General features: G+C 76.0%; 15 protein-coding genes. 9 read left to right on the top strand and 6 right to left on the bottom strand.

What is annotated here, in order from left to right:
- Positions 1-15 precede the first annotated feature (15 nt).
- The gene (locus KW076_RS06630) at positions 16-2,220 is read right to left on the bottom strand and encodes a TPM domain-containing protein (RefSeq protein ID WP_224354570.1); all 2,205 of its coding nucleotides are present in this window, start codon (positions 2,218-2,220) and stop codon (positions 16-18) included.
- 222 nt (positions 2,221-2,442) lie between these two features.
- On the opposite strand from KW076_RS06630, the gene KW076_RS06635 reads away from it, so the two are divergent.
- Positions 2,443-3,819, top strand: a complete 1,377-nt coding sequence (locus KW076_RS06635; RefSeq protein ID WP_224354571.1) for a S1C family serine protease — start codon at positions 2,443-2,445, stop codon at positions 3,817-3,819.
- Positions 3,816-4,604, top strand: coding sequence for a PIG-L deacetylase family protein (locus tag KW076_RS06640; protein WP_224354572.1), 789 nt, complete (start codon positions 3,816-3,818; stop codon positions 4,602-4,604). Before KW076_RS06635 ends, KW076_RS06640 begins: the two co-directional genes overlap by 4 nt.
- Positions 4,605-4,688: 84 nt before the next feature.
- Here KW076_RS06640 and KW076_RS06645 read toward each other — a convergent pair whose 3' ends face one another.
- The 5 genes from KW076_RS06645 to folP all read right to left on the bottom strand — a co-directional run bounded on the left by KW076_RS06645 (position 4,689) and on the right by folP (position 9,597).
- Positions 4,689-6,140: an anti-sigma factor domain-containing protein gene (locus KW076_RS06645; RefSeq protein ID WP_224354573.1), complete on the bottom strand. Its 1,452-nt coding sequence runs from the start codon at positions 6,138-6,140 to the stop codon at positions 4,689-4,691.
- 7 nt (positions 6,141-6,147) lie between these two features.
- Positions 6,148-6,672, bottom strand: a complete 525-nt coding sequence (locus KW076_RS06650; RefSeq protein ID WP_224356802.1) for a tRNA (cytidine(34)-2'-O)-methyltransferase — start codon at positions 6,670-6,672, stop codon at positions 6,148-6,150.
- A 95-nt stretch (positions 6,673-6,767) separates the two neighbouring features.
- Positions 6,768-7,736 carry a DnaJ domain-containing protein gene (locus KW076_RS06655; protein WP_224354574.1) on the bottom strand — a complete coding sequence of 323 codons (969 nt, stop codon included), beginning with the start codon at positions 7,734-7,736 and terminating at the stop codon, positions 6,768-6,770.
- On the bottom strand, positions 7,733-8,566 hold the full coding sequence (locus tag KW076_RS06660) for a pyrimidine reductase family protein (protein ID WP_224354575.1): 834 nt from the start codon (positions 8,564-8,566) through the stop codon (positions 7,733-7,735). The genes KW076_RS06655 and KW076_RS06660 overlap by 4 nt, the downstream gene beginning before the upstream one ends.
- A complete protein-coding gene (gene folP, locus KW076_RS06665; protein WP_224354576.1) occupies positions 8,563-9,597 on the bottom strand; it encodes a dihydropteroate synthase in 1,035 nt (344 codons plus the stop codon). Before folP ends, KW076_RS06660 begins: the two co-directional genes overlap by 4 nt.
- A 65-nt stretch (positions 9,598-9,662) precedes the next feature.
- Between folP and KW076_RS06670 the strand changes: the two genes are divergently transcribed.
- The 7 genes from KW076_RS06670 to mtrA all read left to right on the top strand — a co-directional run bounded on the left by KW076_RS06670 (position 9,663) and on the right by mtrA (position 16,505).
- Positions 9,663-11,021: a TrkH family potassium uptake protein gene (locus tag KW076_RS06670; protein WP_224354577.1), complete on the top strand. Its 1,359-nt coding sequence runs from the start codon at positions 9,663-9,665 to the stop codon at positions 11,019-11,021.
- Positions 11,014-11,703 carry a potassium channel family protein gene (locus KW076_RS06675; RefSeq protein ID WP_224354578.1) on the top strand — a complete coding sequence of 230 codons (690 nt, stop codon included), beginning with the start codon at positions 11,014-11,016 and terminating at the stop codon, positions 11,701-11,703. Before KW076_RS06670 ends, KW076_RS06675 begins: the two co-directional genes overlap by 8 nt.
- 37 nt (positions 11,704-11,740) lie before the next feature.
- The gene (locus KW076_RS06680; protein ID WP_224354579.1) at positions 11,741-12,985 is read left to right on the top strand and encodes a cysteine desulfurase family protein; all 1,245 of its coding nucleotides are present in this window, start codon (positions 11,741-11,743) and stop codon (positions 12,983-12,985) included.
- The gene (gene mnmA, locus KW076_RS06685) at positions 12,982-14,118 is read left to right on the top strand and encodes a tRNA 2-thiouridine(34) synthase MnmA (protein ID WP_224354580.1); all 1,137 of its coding nucleotides are present in this window, start codon (positions 12,982-12,984) and stop codon (positions 14,116-14,118) included. The genes KW076_RS06680 and mnmA overlap by 4 nt, the downstream gene beginning before the upstream one ends.
- Before the next feature lie 9 nt (positions 14,119-14,127).
- Entirely contained in the window at positions 14,128-14,517 is a 390-nt protein-coding gene (locus KW076_RS06690; protein WP_224354581.1) for a chorismate mutase, read from the top strand.
- Complete coding sequence (locus tag KW076_RS06695) at positions 14,510-15,631, top strand: uroporphyrinogen decarboxylase/cobalamine-independent methonine synthase family protein (protein ID WP_224354582.1); 1,122 nt, start codon at positions 14,510-14,512, stop codon at positions 15,629-15,631. Before KW076_RS06690 ends, KW076_RS06695 begins: the two co-directional genes overlap by 8 nt.
- A 193-nt stretch (positions 15,632-15,824) precedes the next feature.
- Complete coding sequence (gene mtrA, locus KW076_RS06700; protein ID WP_224354583.1) at positions 15,825-16,505, top strand: MtrAB system response regulator MtrA; 681 nt, start codon at positions 15,825-15,827, stop codon at positions 16,503-16,505.
- Positions 16,506-16,508 lie beyond the last annotated feature (3 nt).

Genomic DNA, 16,508 nt, shown 5'->3' on the forward strand with positions numbered 1-16,508 from the left:
TCGTGCGCGGCCGGCTCAGAACCCGCCGAAGTCGGCGTCGCCGAAGCCGCCGAAGTCGCCGCCGTCCAGGCCGCCGCCGCCGAACCCGCCGAAGCCGCCGCCGCCCCAGTCGCCGCCGCCGAAGCCGGAGTCGTGGTGGTGGCCGCCGAACATCGAGTTCATGAGGATGCCGCCGAGCAGGGCGCCGCCCAGGCCGCCGGCGAAGCCGCCGCCCGCGCCCGAGCGGGGCATGCCGTAGCCGCCCCGGTACCCGGCGCCGGCGTAGCCGCCGCCCAGACCCCCGTAGCCGCCCATGCCGCCGTAGCCGAAGTCGGCGACGTCCTGCTGGGCGCGCTCCGAGGCGCGGTCGGCGAGCTGGGAGGCGCGCTGGGCATGGTCGAGGGCCGCCACCGGGTCGGTGGAGCGCAGGGACATGGCCGTCTGCAGGGAGCGGTCCGCCTCCGCCAGGCGCGTGCGGGCCTCCGAGCCCACGGCGCCGCGGCGGGCGCCAATGAAGTCGGCTGTGCCGTCGATCTGGGCCTGGGCCTGGGAGATGGCCGCGGAGAGCATCTGCTCGGCCTGCCGCGCCTGCTCGCGGGCGTCACGGACGCCGGACAGCGGGGTGTTCAGCTGCCGGTGGGCGCTCTCGAGGCGCTGCAGCAGCGCCAGGGGGTCCGGGCGGCCGGACTGCAGCTCCGCACGGACCGCGGCCAGCGTCTGCTGCATGCCGCCCACGGGGCCGGCCAGCTCCGGGTTGCGGCCCGCGGAGAGGAGCGCCTGGGCCTCGGCGAGGTCCTGCTCCGACTGGGAGATGCCCATCTGCAGGTTCGCCACGTGGGTGGACAGCGCGGCCCCGGCCTTGGAGACGGCCTCGGTGAGCGTGCCCACCTGGGAGAGGGACTCCTCCGCGGCCCGCACGGCCACCGCGGCCGTGGAGCGGTCGCCGGCCTCCAGGGAGGCCCTCGCCTTCGCCTCGGCCGTCTTGACGAACTCCAGGCGCTCGCGGGCCTGCGTCGCGTTGTCGTTGACCTCGGTGAGCGCGGACTCGGCGTAGCGGCCGTGGAGGTCCACCAGCTCGCGCTCCGCGGCCTGCACGGCGCCCTCCGCCTGGGGGACGCGGGACTCGAGGGCGGAGATGGCCTCCGGGACGGAGTTCTCGAGGTCGCGCAGGGAGTCGAACTCCTTCTTGTGCGCCGCGAGGGTGGCGCCCACCTGCTCGGAGCGGGCGATGATCTCCTTGAGCCAGGAGCGCTGGTCCGCCTCGGTGTCCGGGATCTCGTCGTCCAGCTGGTGCTGCAGCTGGAAGGAGGCGCGCATGTGCTCCTTGGCCTTCTCGATGTCCTGGCGGAACGTGCCCACCGCGCCCTCGCCGTAGGAGGCCATCGCGAAGCCGACCTCCTGCTCCGAGGAGCGGATCGCGTCGTCGGCGGCCACGAGCGTGGCGCCGGCGCGCTTCCGGAGCTCGTCCACGGACAGCTCGTCCAGCGGGTCGCGCGACGCCTGCGGGCCGGTGGCGACGGCGCCGGGCTCGGCCCCGCCGTCCGACTTCCTGCGCCGGCGGGACACCACGTACGCGCCGCCGGCGACGGCGGCCAGCGCGCCGGCGCCCACCAGGGCCCCGGAGGCGCCGTTGCCGGAGTCGGACGTGGAGGTCTGGGCGGAGGAGTCCTGCTCCGCGGCCTGGGGGAGCGTCCCGTCCGGCTGGTAGGTCTCCCCGGAGCGGCCCCGGCCGTCGAGGGTGCCGTTGGCGGCGTCGTCGAGGCCCTGCACGGCGGCGACGGCCGGCGCCTCCCAGTCCCCGCCCGCGGCGGCCTTCCGCAGGGCCGGGAGGATGTACGCGGAGCGGATGTCCGACTGCATGGTGGAGGACATGCCCGTGTCGAACCCGTAGTTGCGGTTCTCCACGGCGATGGCGAGCACGGAGTCGCTGTTCCCGAGGCCGCGCTGCTGCACCACGGAGTCGATGGTCGCCTGCGGCGTGGAGTCGAACTTGTCCACGTACACGACGTAGAGGTTCTGCCCCGCCTTGGACTGCAGCTGCGTGATGTCCTGCGTCAGCTCGCTCTCCTGCGCGGAGGAGAGGACCTCGGCCTGGTCCACCACGAACGTGCCAGGGGGGACGTCCACGGCGGCATGCGCGCCGGGGGCGAGGAGCGCCGTCGTCGTGATCGCCCCCAGTCCGCCGAGGACGGCGGCGCGGCTGAGCCGCGGGGCGGACGGACGGACGACGGACTCGGCCATGGGGAGCTCCCTTTCCGGGGACGGGGTGCGGAGGCCGGGGGCGCCGGCCCGCCGCGGGTCTGGTGGCCCTGATTCTAGGGTGGCGCCGCGCGGGGGCATAGGGCCGCTCCCCGGCAGCCGACCGCGTGCCTCCAGCCCTCGGCGGACAGGGGACGCGGGCTCTCAGCACCGCGGGGAAGTCTGGGGCGAACGTCCAGGGATCGTCCAGAGTGGGGGTCCACCATGGGGCGCGCAGCGCACCGGCCGGACTGCACGGACGGCGGCGCGGACCAGAAGCCGGCACAGACCAGAAGCGAGGCCACCGTGGAGCATCCCGCCCCGGACACCGTCACCCCCGAAGCCGCCCCCGTCGCATCCTCCCCGCGGCCGGCGTCCCCGCGCGGCCGTCGCCGTGCCCTCGGCGGCGCCCTCGCCGCGACGGTGCTCGCCGGCTCCCTGGCCGCCTGCGGCGTTGCGGGTCCGGGCGCCGGCGCGTCGGCCTCGGCCTCCGCCTCGGGGTCCTCCAGCGCCGCCGCCGCTCCGGCGGTCGGGTCCACCGACCAGCCCGTGGCGGACAACCCCGTGGGCGCCGCCGCAGCGAAGGCGCTGCCGTCCGTGGTGACGATCTCCGCGACCTCCGGCTCCAGCGCGGGCTCGGGCTCCGGCTCCATCCTCGACGCCGAGGGGCACATCCTGACCAACACGCACGTGGTCACGCTCGGCGGCACCGCGTCCGACGCCTCCATCACCGTGCGCACCTCCGACGGCAAGGTCTACGCCGCGAAGGTCGTCGGCACGGACCCGGTGTCCGACCTCGCCGTCATCAAGATCGACGCCCAGGGCCTGACCCCGATCACGATCGGCTCCTCGAAGGACGTCAAGGTCGGCGACGACGCCATCGCCATCGGCGCGCCCCTGGGCCTGTCCAACACGGTGACGGACGGCATCATCTCCACCCTGAACCGGACCATTGCCATCCAGTCCTCGGCCGCCCCCGAGGGCCAGACCGGCTCCTCCGGCACCGAGCGGTTCCGCTTCCAGCTCCCCGGCGAGCAGGGCCAGTCCCAGCAGCAGGACATCTACATCAACGTCCTCCAGACCGATGCCGCCATCAACCCCGGCAACTCCGGCGGCGCCCTCGTCAACGGCGCCGGCGAGCTCGTGGGCGTGAACGTGGCCATCGCCTCCGCCGGCGGCTCCTCCGCGAGCGGGGCCGAGTCGGGCAACATCGGCGTCGGCTTCGCGATCCCCGTGGACTACGCCAAGCGCGTCGCGGACGACCTCATCGCGGACGGCACCGCCTCCCACGGCCTGCTCGGCGTCACGGTCCAGCCCCAGCCCGCCCAGGTGCAGGGCGCCGCCGGCGGCTCGAAGAGCACGGAGTTCAGCGCGGGCGCCCTGGTCCACACCGTCTCGTCCGGCTCCCCGGCGGAGAAGGCCGGCCTGAAGGAGGGCGACGTCATCACGCAGGTGGGTGAGCGCACCGTCACCGACACCGAGTCCCTCACCGCGGCCGTCCGCGAGTACCGGGACGGGGAGACCACCCCCGTCCGGTTCACCCGCGACGGCCGGGAGCAGACCGCGGACGTCACCCTGACCGCCATGGAAGCCTCCCGATGAGCGCGGTCCCCGAGTCCCTGCCCACGCCCGCCGACCTGGCCGTCCGCCACGGGTGGCGCACCGTCCTGGCGTTCGGCGCCCACCCGGACGACCTCGACTTCGACGCCTCCGCCACCCTGGCGGGCCTCGCCGCCGCCGGGGTGCGGGTGGAGCTGTGCGTGGTCACCGACGGCGACGCCGGGGGGTTCGACTCCGACGGCCCCGAGGCGATGACCGCCCGCCGGCACGCCGAGCAGCGCGCGGCCGCAGCGGTGATCGGCGCCGCGGACGTCCACTTCCTCGGCGAGCGCGACGGCCACCTCGAGCCCACCCACGAGGTGCGCCGCCGCATCGTGGAGCTGATGCGCCGGGTGCGCCCCGACGTCGTGCTCTGCCCCCACCCCGAGCGGGACTGGGAGTCCATGCAGGCCTCTCACCCGGACCACCTGGCCTGCGGCGAGGCCGTGGTGCGCGCCGCCTACCCCGCGGTGGAGAACCCCTACGCGTACCCGGAGCTGGCCGATGCCGGCCTGGACGCGTTCCGCATCCGGCACCTGATGCTCTACACGGCCCCCGCGGCGCGCCGGAACCTCACCGTGGACGTCACCGGGCTGGAGGACGTGAAGCTCCGCGCCCTGGACGCGCACGTCTCCCAGCACCCCGACGCCCCCGCCATGCGCGAGGCCGTGCGGGCCAAGCTCACCCGGCGCCACCGGGAGGCCGCCGGGCCCGACGCCCCGGCCGGCTCCGGCGAGGCGTACCACCTCGTCACCGTGAACGGGGACGGCGTCATCGCCGGCTTCTGAGCCGACCCGGCCTACCGTCCCGCACGCACGAGGGCCCCGGCACCGCACGGTGCCGGGGCCCTCGCGGCCTCAGGGGCGCCGCCGTCAGTTGTTCGAGGGCATGCCGCCGTACTGGGGACCGGACTGGTTCGAGGGGTCCAGGTCCAGGCCGAGCAGCACGTCGTCCGCCGTCGGCTCCGGGGAGCCCCCGGACGGCTCCACGGTCATGCTCACGGCCGCGAACCGGTCGAGGCCGCGGAAGGAGATGGGGTCGTCGAACCCGTCGGCGTCGTAGGTGCCCAGCGACGACGGCGCGGAGCCGTCCTTCGGGTACAGCCACACCTGGTACGTCTGTCCGTCCTCGAGCTGCGGCATGCCGGAGACCGTCACGTAGCCGCTGTTCTCGGAGTCGGACAGGAAGCCCTGCATCGTGCCGCCGCCCGCAGCCGGGTACTCGGAGGTCGTGTAGAGGTCTTTCGCCCCGTGGACGCGGTGGGTGATGCCGTCCCGGGAGAACTGGCTCCAGCCGGCGTACACGCCCAGCGCCAGCACCACGAGCGCCAGCAGGCCCAACAGGACGGTCTTCAGCCCGCGGCGGCGCTCGGCGGCCCCCCGCGGGGCCGCGGTCTCCTCCACCAGCTCCAGGCCCATGTCTTGGGCCGGCAGACGGCGCAGCACGCCGTCCAGCAGGTCCGAGGGCGGCTCGGCGACGACGTCGCGGAACGCCCACGCGACGGCGCGCCGGCCCGCGTCCACGCGGGTCCGCCAGAGGGCGAGCTCCCCGGCGCCGCGCTGCTGGGCGGCCGCCGCCGCGGCGGTGTGGCCGGCGGCGTCGAGCGCGTGCAGGGCCGAGAGGTCCGCGAGCTCGGCGCCGCGGCCGGCGTCGACGTCCTCTCGCGTGGTGGCGGCCAGCGCGGGGCGGGCCCCGGCGACGGGGGCGGGCAGCCCCTGGTCCGCGCGGTGGGCGGCCACGAGTTCCTGGACACCGTCCCGCAGCAGGGTGCGCGCGCGGTCCACGGGCACGTCCAGGGCCTCGGCGACCTGGGCGTCCGTGCGGCCCCCCAGCCAGGCCAGGCGCACCGCCCGGTGGGTCTCGGGGCTCACGGAGCCCTCGAGGGTGGCGGGGAGCGCCGTCGGGCCGCCGGTCCCCAGGCCGGCCCGCTCCGGCAGCAGGCGACGCCCCTGCTCCGGCAGCGCGTCCGTGCGCAGCAGGCCGGTCATCACGCGGTGGGCCAGGACCTCCAGCCACGCGAACACCCGGCGCTCGCGGGCGGCCGCGGCGTCGCGGTCGCTGAGGTCGAGCTCCGCCTCCGGCGCCTCGGACCAGGCCGCCAGGTAGGTCTGCGCGGTCGCCTCGGCGGCGTCGCGGCGGGAGCGGAACATGGCGGTGGCCATGCCGTGGACCCACGGGACGGTGGCGTCGTAGAACGCGGAGAACGCCGCGCGGTCGCCGCGCGCACTGGCGTGCAGGAGCTCGTCGACGCCGCGGCGGGAGGGCTGCTGCGGGGCGGTCGACGCGTCGGCGCCGGGGGTCTCGGGGTGCTGCGGAGTCTGCATGGTGACCTCAGTGTAGGGAATCGGCGGCGGGGCTCCCGGCGCCGGCGAAGCCGTGCTGACGCCACGCCTCGTAGACGGCGATGGAGGCCGCGTTGGCCAGGTTCAGGGACCGGCGGGAGGGCTGCATCGGCAGGCTGACGGTGTCCGTGACCCGCGGGTCGGACAGCACGTCCTCCGGCAGCCCCGTGGACTCCCGGCCGAAGAGCAGGACGTCACCGGCTTCATAGGCCACCCGGTCGTGGCGGACGCGGCCGCGGGCCGAGAAGGCGAACACGCGGGCGGGGGCCAGGGCGGCGAGGGCGGTGTCGAGGTCCGGGTGCACGGTCATCACGGCGAGGTCGTGGTAGTCCAGTCCGGCGCGGCGCAGGTGGGCGTCCGAGAAGTCGAAGCCCAGCGGCTCGACGAGGTGCAGCTCCGCCCCCGTGATGGCGGCCAGGCGGATCGCGTTGCCCGTGTTCCCCGGGATCTCCGGCGTGTGGAACAGGATCCGGAAGCCCGGGGTGCCCGGGGCGGGGGCGCGCTCGGCGTCCAGGTGCGGGTTCCGCGCGGCGGGCGGCGGGGCGGCGGGGGAGGGGTCGGGCGGGGTCTGCGGCACCCGCCCATGCTAGTCCCGGCGGGTCGGCGCGATCAGTGCAGGTGCCGCACGAGCACGGCCAGCGCGCGCCGGTCGACGACGTCGGGGTCGGGCCCGGAGCCCAGGAACAGCTGGAGCTCCCGCAGGAGGTCCCGGCCCGCGGCGGGCGCGGCCGTGAGCAGGTCCGCCTGCGCCTCGGGGCGGTCGGCGCCGCGCGCCTGCCGGATCACGGGGGAGTGCACGGCGTCGCGGTCCGTCATCACCAGGACGAAGCCGCCCACGGTGACCTGGGGGAGGGCGTGCTGCCAGGCCTGCATGGCAGGGCCGAGCAGCGGGGGCGCCACGGGGCGGCCCCGGGCCCCGGCCCGCAGGTCCGCCCCGTCCCACGTGTAGGTCCCGTCGGGCACCTGGACGGAGCCCACGAGGGCCAGGCGGCGGCCGCAGAGGACCGCGTGGTCCACGTCCAGCCCGCGGCCGAACCGGCCGCCCAGGTGCAGCCCCGTGAGGATCCGCACCGCGGGCAGGACCGGGGGGAGCGTGCGGGCGAGCAGGTCGAGGGTCCGGGCCTGGCGCACCACGCGGTGCTCGTCCGGGAGGATGCCGCGCGGTCGGGGCGCGCCGTGCAGCCGCTGGGAGGAGCGCACCAGGTCCAGCACGGAGGAGTCGTGCTCGCCCTGGCCCGGCGGCGGGTCGTAGACCACGGACCCCGGTGCGGGCCGGTCGCGCTCGCGGACCCCGGCCGGGGGCCAGGCCTGCGCCGCGGAGCGGCCCGCGGACGCCGTCCGTCCGGTGGTCCCGGCCGGCTCGGGAGGAAGGGAGAGGTCGTACCGTCGGCGCGCCTCGGGGTCGCCCAGCTGCTCCCACGCGCGTGTGACGGCCCGGAAGTCGCGGGCGTCGCCTCCGGCGTCGGGGTGGGTGCGGCGGGCCGCGGCGCGCCAGGCGCGGCGGATCCGCTCGGCGTCGGCGTCCCGGGGGACGCCCAGCACCTCGTAGGCGGTGCGGCGGTCCCCGGTCCCGCTCACGGCGCCCCCGGGGCGGGGTCGGCGTCGGCCGGGTCCGCCTCCAGGCCGGGGGCCTCGGCCAGCACGGCCGCGTGGCGCTCGTGGACCAGACGCAGGTAGAGCTCGCCGTCCTCGGTGAGCACGTGGTGGGGGCGCAGGCGGGTGGGCAGGCCGGGCCCGTCACCGCCGGAGAGCACCCGCGGGCCGTCACCGCCGGCGAGCAGCGGGGAGATGGTCAGCAGGAGCTCGTCCACGAGGTCCGCGGCCGCCAGGGTCCCGAACAGGCGGGGGCCGCCCTCGCAGTGCAGCACGCGGTGGCCGCGCGCGGTCAGAGCGTCCACCAGCGCGGGGGCCTCCACGACCTCGGCACCGGAGGCCACGACGTCGGCGCGCGCGGCGAGCGCCTCGGCGCGGTCCGGGCACCGCTCCAGGGCGGTCTGCGTCGTGAGGATCAGCGGCCGCACCGGCGCCTGCCGCAGGAAGTCCCCGTCCGGGTCCAGGCCCAGGGCGCCGCTGACGACGGCGATGCCGGGGTGGGCCGGCAGCCCCGCCTCCTCTCGGCGCGCCCGCGCGGCCGGACCCACGAGCGGCCCCTCGTAGCCCTCGGCCCGCACGGTTCCCGCGCCGACGAGGACGACGTCCGCGTCCGTGCGGGCGAGCGTGAACTGGCGCTGGTCCGCGGGCGAGCCGAGCCCCCCGGCGCGGCCGTCCAGGGTCGCGGCCCCGTCGAGGGAGGAGACGAACACGGCCCGCACCCACGGCCCGGGGACCAGGTCCGGGGCGGGGGCACGGCGCAGGGCGAGCAGGGCGTCGTCGTCGATCTCGGGTCCGGTGGCGGTCAGCAGCCTCACGGGCGGGCCTCCTCGGGGTCGTGGGTGGGGGCGGGGACGGCCGCGGGGGGCCGGTCCGCCGGGACGCGGTCCGCCGGCGTGGTGCGGTCCGCGGCGGGGTTCACGTCCCCGGTGTTGTGGACGGCGAGGAGGGGCTCGCGCCATCCCAGGATGCACTCGAGCATGTGGGCCGTGGAGACGGAGGCGTCGGCGTCGTGCATGCGCAGGATCCGGGCGCCGGCGAGGGCGCAGAAGGCGGCGGAGGCGAGGGTGCCGGCCAGCCGGTCGTGCCGGTGTCGGTCCAGGGACTCGCCGATGAAGTCCTTGTTGGACACGGCCGCCAGCACGGGGAAGCCCAGGTCGGCGATCTCGTCCAGGCGGCGCGTGACCTCCAGGGTGTGCACGGTGGTCTTGTTGAGGTCGTGGCCCGGGTCCACGATGATCCGCTCCTCGGGGACCCCCAGCGCCACCGCACGGTCCACGGTGCGCAGCAGGTGCTCGCGCACCTCCGCGACCACGTCGTCGTACCGCGGGCGGGGGACCACCGTCCGCGGTCCGCTCACATGGGCCAGCGAGTGCGTCACCACGAGGTGGGCGTTCGAGGCCGCGACGACCCGCCCCAGGTCCGGGTAGTAGAGGCCGGTGGTGTCGTTCACGACGTCGGCGCCCGCGTCGATGGCGGCCTCCGCCACCGCCGGCTGGAACGTGTCCGCGGAGAGGATCAGCCGCCGGGCGGCCTCCGAGGCGCCCTCGCCCCGGCCCGCGCGCACGGCGGCGACGAAGGGGGCCACGCGGGCGGCCTCCTCGGCGGGGTCGAGCTCCCGGCCCGGGGCGAACGGCACCCCGCCCACGTCCACCCACTCGGCCCCCGCGTCCGCGGCGGTGTGCACCTGGGCGAGTGCGGCGTCGAACGCGAAGCCCGCGCCGTCGTCGAAGAAGGAGTCCGGGGTGCGGTTGACCACGGCCATCGTGACGATCCGGCGGCGGAAGTCGATCTCGTGATGGGCGAACCGGTGCACCGGGTGGGCGAGGGGGACGGAGGGGGTCGGCACCCGGCCATTCAACCACCGGCGCCGCGCCGTGACAGGACGCTTCGGGAGGACTATGTTTCCCTCCCGTGGCACCCACCTCGTCGCCGCGGGTCGGCCCGCGCCGGCCCCGCTTCCGGCCGACCCAGCTCGTGGTCGGGTCCTTCCTCGTCGCCATCGTGACGGGCACCGGCGCACTGCTGCTGCCCGCCTCGTATCAGGGCCGCGCGCCCACCCCGCTGGAGGCCGCGTTCACGGCGACCAGCGCCACCACGGTCACGGGACTCGGCGTCGTGGACACCCAGACGTTCTGGACACCCCTGGGTCAGGTCGTGATCCTGGCGCTCATCAAGCTCGGTGGCCTGGGCGTCATGACGTTCACGTCGCTGCTGGGGCTGGTGATCCTCCGGCGGCTCGGCCTCACCCAGCGCCTCGACGCCGCGGCCTCCACCCGGGCCGAGGGGATCGGGGACCTGCCCCGGGTGCTGCAGGCCCTGATCCTGTACTCCACGGCCGTCGAGGCCTCGGTGGCGCTGCTGCTGAGCCTGCGCTTCTGGCTGGGCGCGGGGATGTCCCCGGGCCAGGCGCTGTGGCAGGGGATCTTCCACGCGGTCTCCGCATTCAACAACGCCGGGTTCGCGCTGTTCAGCGACAACCTCATGGGCTTCGTCTCGGACCCGTTCATCTGCCTGCCGATTGCGGCGGCGATCATCTTGGGCGGCCTGGGCCTGCCGGTCGTGCTGACCCTGCGGCGGCACCTGCGCCGGCCCGAGCGGTGGAACCTCACGGTCCGGCTCGTGCTCGTGGGCACCGCGGTGCTGCTGGTGGGCGGCACGCTCATGTACCTCGTCCTCGAGTGGTCCAACCCGCGGACCCTGGGCGGTCTGGACCCGGCCTCGCGCGTGCTCGCGGCGTTTTTCCAGTCCGTCACGACCCGCACCGCCGGCTTCAACACCCTGGACTACGGGCAGATGCATCCCGTGACGCTCTTCGGCACCGACGTGCTCATGTTCATCGGCGGCGGCCCCGCCGGCACCGCCTCGGGCGTGAAGATCACGACGGCCAGCGTCCTGCTGTTCATCGTGCTCGCGGAGATCCGGGGGGAGGGCGCCGTCCATGCGTTCGGCCGCCGGCTCTCCCGGACCACGCACCGCGAGGCGATCACCGTGATCATGCTCTCCGCGACCGCGATCGCCGTCGCCACGATGGCGATCATGGGCCTGTCCTCGTTCACGACCGACCAGATCCTGTTCGAGTGCGTGTCGGCGTTCGGCACGGTGGGCCTGTCCACCGGCATCACCGCCCAGCTGCCGCCGACCGCGCAGGGCATCCTCATGCTCCTCATGTTCGTCGGCCGCATCGGCCCCGCCACCGTTGCCGGCAGCCTGGCCCTGACCGACCGCACCCGCCACTTCGAGTACCCGAAGGAGAGGCCCCTCATTGGCTGATCTCACCCGTTCCCTGTTCGCTCCCCGCCGGGGCGACCGCCCCACCGTGGCCGTCCTCGGGCTCGGCCGGTTCGGCTCCGGGGTCGCCCTCGAGCTCATGGAGTCCGACTGCCACGTGCTGGGGGTCGACGCCGATGCCGAGGCCGTCCAGGCGCTCAACGGCCGACTGACCCACGTCGTCCGCGCGGACAGCACGGACGAGGAGGCGATGCGCCAGCTCTCGGTCCACGAGATGGACCACGTCGTCGTCGCCATCGGCGGCGACCTCGCCGACTCGATCCTCACCGTCTCGCTCATGCGGCGGTTCGGGACGCACCAGCTCTGGGCCAAGGCCAACGACGACCGCCACGGCGAGATCCTGCGTCAGCTCGGCGTGGAGCACGTGGTCCATCCGGAGAGGGACATGGGCCGCCGCGTGGCGCACCTGGTCAGCACGTCCTTCCAGGACTTCGTCGAGGTCGAGCCGGGCCTGGCCATGGTCCGGGCCACGCCGCCGTCGCGCCTGCTGGGCAGGGACCTGCGCGCCACCGGACTCGCGGGGGAGCGGGGCATGCGCGTGGTCGCCGTCAGCAGCCGCGGCACGTGGCTCTACCCGCCGAGTCACTACGTGCTCGAGCCCGAGGACACGATCCTCCTGGTGGGCCCGACCCGCGATGTCGAGCGGTTCCTCGCCCGGGACTGAGCCGGGGCACATCCGGCGCGGCTCCTAGACTGGCCGGGTGACCACCCCGGACCGCGTGCACCTGGACCACGCCGCCACCACGACGGTGCGCCCCACCGCGCTCGCGGCCCTGGCCGAGGCGGCCGCGCTGCCGGGCAACCCGGCCTCCCTCCACGCCTCCGGCCGCCGGGCCAAGCTGCACCTCGAGGAGGCGCGGGAGCGCATCGCCGCGGCGCTCGGGGCGCACCCCACCGAGGTGATCCTCACGTCCGGGGGCACCGAGGCGGACAACCTCGCCGTCCAGGGGCTGTACCGAGCCCGCCGCGCGGCCGCGCCGGAGCGCACCCGGATCGTGCTGACCGGCATCGAGCACCACGCGGTCCTCGACGTGGTGGGCTGGCTCGCCGCGCACGAGGGTGCCGAGCCGGTGCTCGTCCCGGTCGACGACGACGGGCGGGTCGACCTCGCCGCATGGGGGGCCGCGCTGGCGGCCGCGCCCGAGCGGACCGCCCTGGCCACGTTGATGTGGGCCAACAACGAGATCGGCACGGTCCAGCCCGTGGCCGAGGCCGCCCGGCTCGCGGCCGACCACGGGGTCCCGTTGCACACCGACGCCGTCCAGGCCCTCGGGGCGGTGCCCGTGGACTTCGCCGCGTCCGGGGCCGCGACCCTGGCTGTCTCGGGGCACAAGGTCGGCGCCCCCGTGGGTGTGGGCGCCCTGCTCGTGCGCCGGGACGTCACGCTGGAGGCCGTGGTGCACGGCGGCGGCCAGGAACGACGCCTGCGCTCGGGCACGGTCTCGGTGGCCCTGGCCGCCGCGCTGGCGGCCGCCGTCGCGGAGGCCGTCGCGGAGCAGCCCGCCGAGGCCGCCCGCCTGGGCGGGCTGCGGGACGAGGTGATCGCCGCCGTCGACGCCCTGGACGGGGTGCGCCTGACCGGGCCGCGGGACCTCGACCCGGCGACGGGAGAGCCGCTGCCGCCGGGGACGCGCCGACTGCCCGGCAACGTCCACATCACCGTGCCGGGCCGGACCGCGGACGCGCTGCTGTTCTTCTTCGACATGGCCGGGCTGGACACCTCGTCCGGGTCGGCGTGCACCGCCGGGGTGGCCGAGCCGTCGCACGTGGTCGCGGCCCTGCCGGGGCGGACGGAGGCCGACGCACGGGCCACCCAGCGGTTCACCCTCGGCCGGACGACGACGCCGGCCGAGGCGGCCGCGCTCATCGACGGGCTGCGGACGCTGCTGGGGCCGGCGTCTAGACTGGACCGCCCGTCCGTCGTCGAGAGAGGAGTCCGCCCGTGAAGGTCCTGGCCGCCATGTCCGGTGGGGTGGACTCCGCCGTCGCCGCCGCCCGCGCCGTGGAGGCGGGGCACGACGTCGTCGGGGTGCACCTGGCCCTGTCCCGCATGCCGGGCACGCTGCGCACGGGCTCGCGGGGCTGCTGCACGATCGAGGACGCCCAGGACGCCTGGCGGGCCTGCGAGGTGCTGGGCATCCCCTTCTACACGTGGGACTTCTCCGAGCGCTTCCAGGCGGATGTGGTGGACGACTTCGTAGCGGAGTACGCGGCCGGGCGCACCCCGAACCCCTGCCTGCGCTGCAACGAAAAGATCAAGTTCGAGGCGCTCCTGGACCGCGCCCTCGAGCTCGGCTTCGACGCGGTGGCCACCGGGCACTACGCGCGCGTGGAGTGGGGGGAGGACGGCCGCGTGCAGCTGCACCGCGCCGCCGAGGACGCCAAGGACCAGTCCTACGTGCTGGGGGTGCTGCGGGAGGACCAGCTGGAGCACTGCCTGTTCCCGCTCGCGGACACGCCCACGAAGGAGCTCGTCCGCTCCGAGGCCGCCGAGCGCGGCCTCTCGGTGGCCGCCAAGCCCGACTCGCACGACATCTGCTTCATCCCCGACGGAGACACCCGCGGCTGGCTGGCCGAGCGCATCGACCTGGCACCGGGCCCCATCGTCGGCGCCGACGGCGAGGTCCTCGGCGAGCACGCGGGCGCGCAGGCGTACACCGTGGGGCAGCGCAAGGGGCTGGCCATCGGCCGGCCCGCCCCGGACGGGCGGCCCCGGTTCGTGCTGGAGGTCCGGCCGAAGGACAACACGGTGGTGGTCGGCGGCAGGGAGCTGCTGGACGTGGACCGCATCACCGCGATCCGTCCGTCCTGGGCCGGGGCGCCGCTGCCGGAGGCGGCCGCCGGCGGGTGGTTCGACTGCGAGCTGCAGTTCCGCGCGCACGGGGAGATCGTCCCCGCCCGGGCCCGCCAGGCCGCCGACGACGACGGCCGCCCGCGGTGGGAGATCCGCCCGGAGCGGCCCCTGCGGGGGGTCGCCCCCGGCCAGTCCGCGGTGCTGTACCGCGGCACCCGGGTGCTCGGCCAGGCGACCATCGACACCGCCCGCAACGCCGCCGTGGACGCCGCGGAGCGTGCGTAGGGTGGCCGCATGAGCCACGACTACGACCCGCACGCCAGCTCCCTGGCCGGCACCGCGGACCAGGACATCCTCGAGGAGCTGTACGAGATCCGCGGGAGCATCGACAACATCGACGCGTCCCTGGTGTATCTGCTGGCCGAGCGCTTCAAGTTCACCCAGCGGGTGGGCCGGCTCAAGGCGCGCCACGCCCTGCCCCCGTCGGACCCGGGGCGAGAGGCCGCGCAGATCGAGCGGCTCCAGGACCTCGCCCGCGACGCGGACCTGGAGCCCGAGTTCGCCGAGAAGTTCCTGAACTTCATCATCGCCGAGGTCATCCGCCACCACCGGGCCATCGCCGAGGACGAGGCCCCGGTGGCCCGTCCCGCCGAGGCGTCCGACGCCGGGTCCGCGGATGCCTGAGGCGTCCGACGACGTCGGCGCCGTGCGGGTCGCCGCGCTCGGCGGCGCTCCGTGGCGCGGCACCGACGCGGCCGAGGCGCAGCTGGCGACGCTCGGAGAGCTGGGCGCCGAGCACTGGCCGGTCCTGCCGGAGCTGCCCGATCGCGGCCCCGGCGCCGACGCGACCGGCCGCAGCGCCGCCCTCCTGCACGAGCTGGCCGTGGACCTGCAGCCCCACGGCTGGCGGGTGAGCCCGCCCGGCGTCGTCGGCTCGGGCATGGACCGCCGCCGGGCCGCATCCTTCTGGCGCGAGGACGCCCACCGCTGGGCGGACACCGCCGGGGCCGAGGGCGCCGTCGTGGAGCGCCTGGGCGTGCGCCTGCGCGGCCCGCTGTCCCTGCTGGGGAGCCTGTGGCTGCCGGGGGGCGAGCGGGTGCTCGTGGACCATGGTGCCCGGCGCGACGTCGCGGCGTCCTACGTGGAGGGCCTGCGCGACGCGGTGCCCCGCCTCGCCGCGGCGACCGGGGCCCGGACCCTGGGCGTCGTGCTGGACGAACCGTGGGCCGCCGCCGTCCTGGCCGGCGCCCTCCCCACGGCCAGCGGCTACCGCACCGTGCGGTCCGTGCCCCGGGACGAGGTCCGCGCGCTGTGGCGCGACGCGCTGGCGGCGCTCGCGGACCTGCCCGGCGTCGGCCGGGTGTGGCTCGCCCCAGGGCGCCGTTCGGCGGGCGTGGACGTGCCGTTGCCGGACGTGTCCGCCCTGGCCGCGCTGGCGGGGGAGTCCCTGCCCGCGGCGGCACCGTCCGCGGACGACGACGCGCCCGCCCCGACCCGCGTGGACCTCGTGGTGCCCGTCGGCGCCCTGGACCCCGGGCCCGACGGCACGGGCGGGACGCGGGCGGGCTGGGAGACGGCCGCCGGGTGGACCGACGCCGGGCGCGGCCTCACGCTGTCCACGGCGACGGGGGTCCGGCCCGCGGACGTCGCCCGGACCTGGGAGCGCCTCGGTGCGGACCCCGGGCACCTCGCCGGCGTCGGGCTGACGGTCCCGGGACCGCACGATGCCGCCGTGCTAGGGCGCCTCCGTGCGGACGCCGAGGAGCTCGCCGCGCGGGTCGGGGAGCTCCTCGGCTGAGCGCCGTCCCGCGGGGGCGCGGCCCGCTCCGGCGCCCGGAACGGTCACGAATCCGTGACGACGCGCGTCGTTCTGCTGGCTCCGGCACTCCGACGTCCGGGGCAGGCGCTACGATCCGAGGGTGGGCACGGCGAGGTCGCGCCCGGCGCCGCCGTGGGGGCGGTGCGCCCGGCAGCGGGAGGAGGACGCGGGCATGAGCAAGGCCAGGATCCTGGTGGTCGACGACGACGAGGCGCTCGCCGAGATGATCGGCATCGTCCTGCGCAACGACGACTTCGAGCCGTCGTTCGCCGTGGACGGCACCTCTGCCCTGCCCGCCTTCCGGTCCGCCCGCCCGGACCTCGTCCTGCTGGACCTCATGCTCCCCGGGATCGACGGCATCGAGGTCTGCAAGCAGATCCGCGCCGAGTCGGACGTGCCGATCATCATGCTCACCGCCAAGTCGGACACCGCCGACGTCGTCCGCGGCCTGGAGTCCGGGGCGGACGACTACGTGCCCAAGCCCTTCAAGCCCGCGGAGCTCGTGGCCCGCGTGCGCGCCCGGCTCCGCGAGGGCGAGCAGCGCCCGGCCGAGGCCCTGGCCATCGGGGACGTGCGCATCGACGTCGCCGGCCATCAGGTCTCGCGCGGCGGCGCGCCGATCTCCCTCACGCCGCTGGAGTTCGACCTGCTCGTGGCCCTGGCCCGCAAGCCGCGCCAGGTGTTCACCCGGGAGATGCTCCTCGAGGAGGTCTGGGGGTACCGCCACCAGGCGGACACCCGCCTGGTGAACGTCCACGTCCAGCGCCTGCGCGCCAAGGTCGAGCCAGACCCGGAGAACCCGACCGTGGTGCTCACGGTGCGCGGCGTCGGCTACAAGGCCGGCCAGGTCTGAGCC

The organism is Micrococcus porci (assembly GCF_020097155.1).
GTDB lineage: Bacteria > Actinomycetota > Actinomycetes > Actinomycetales > Micrococcaceae > Micrococcus > Micrococcus porci.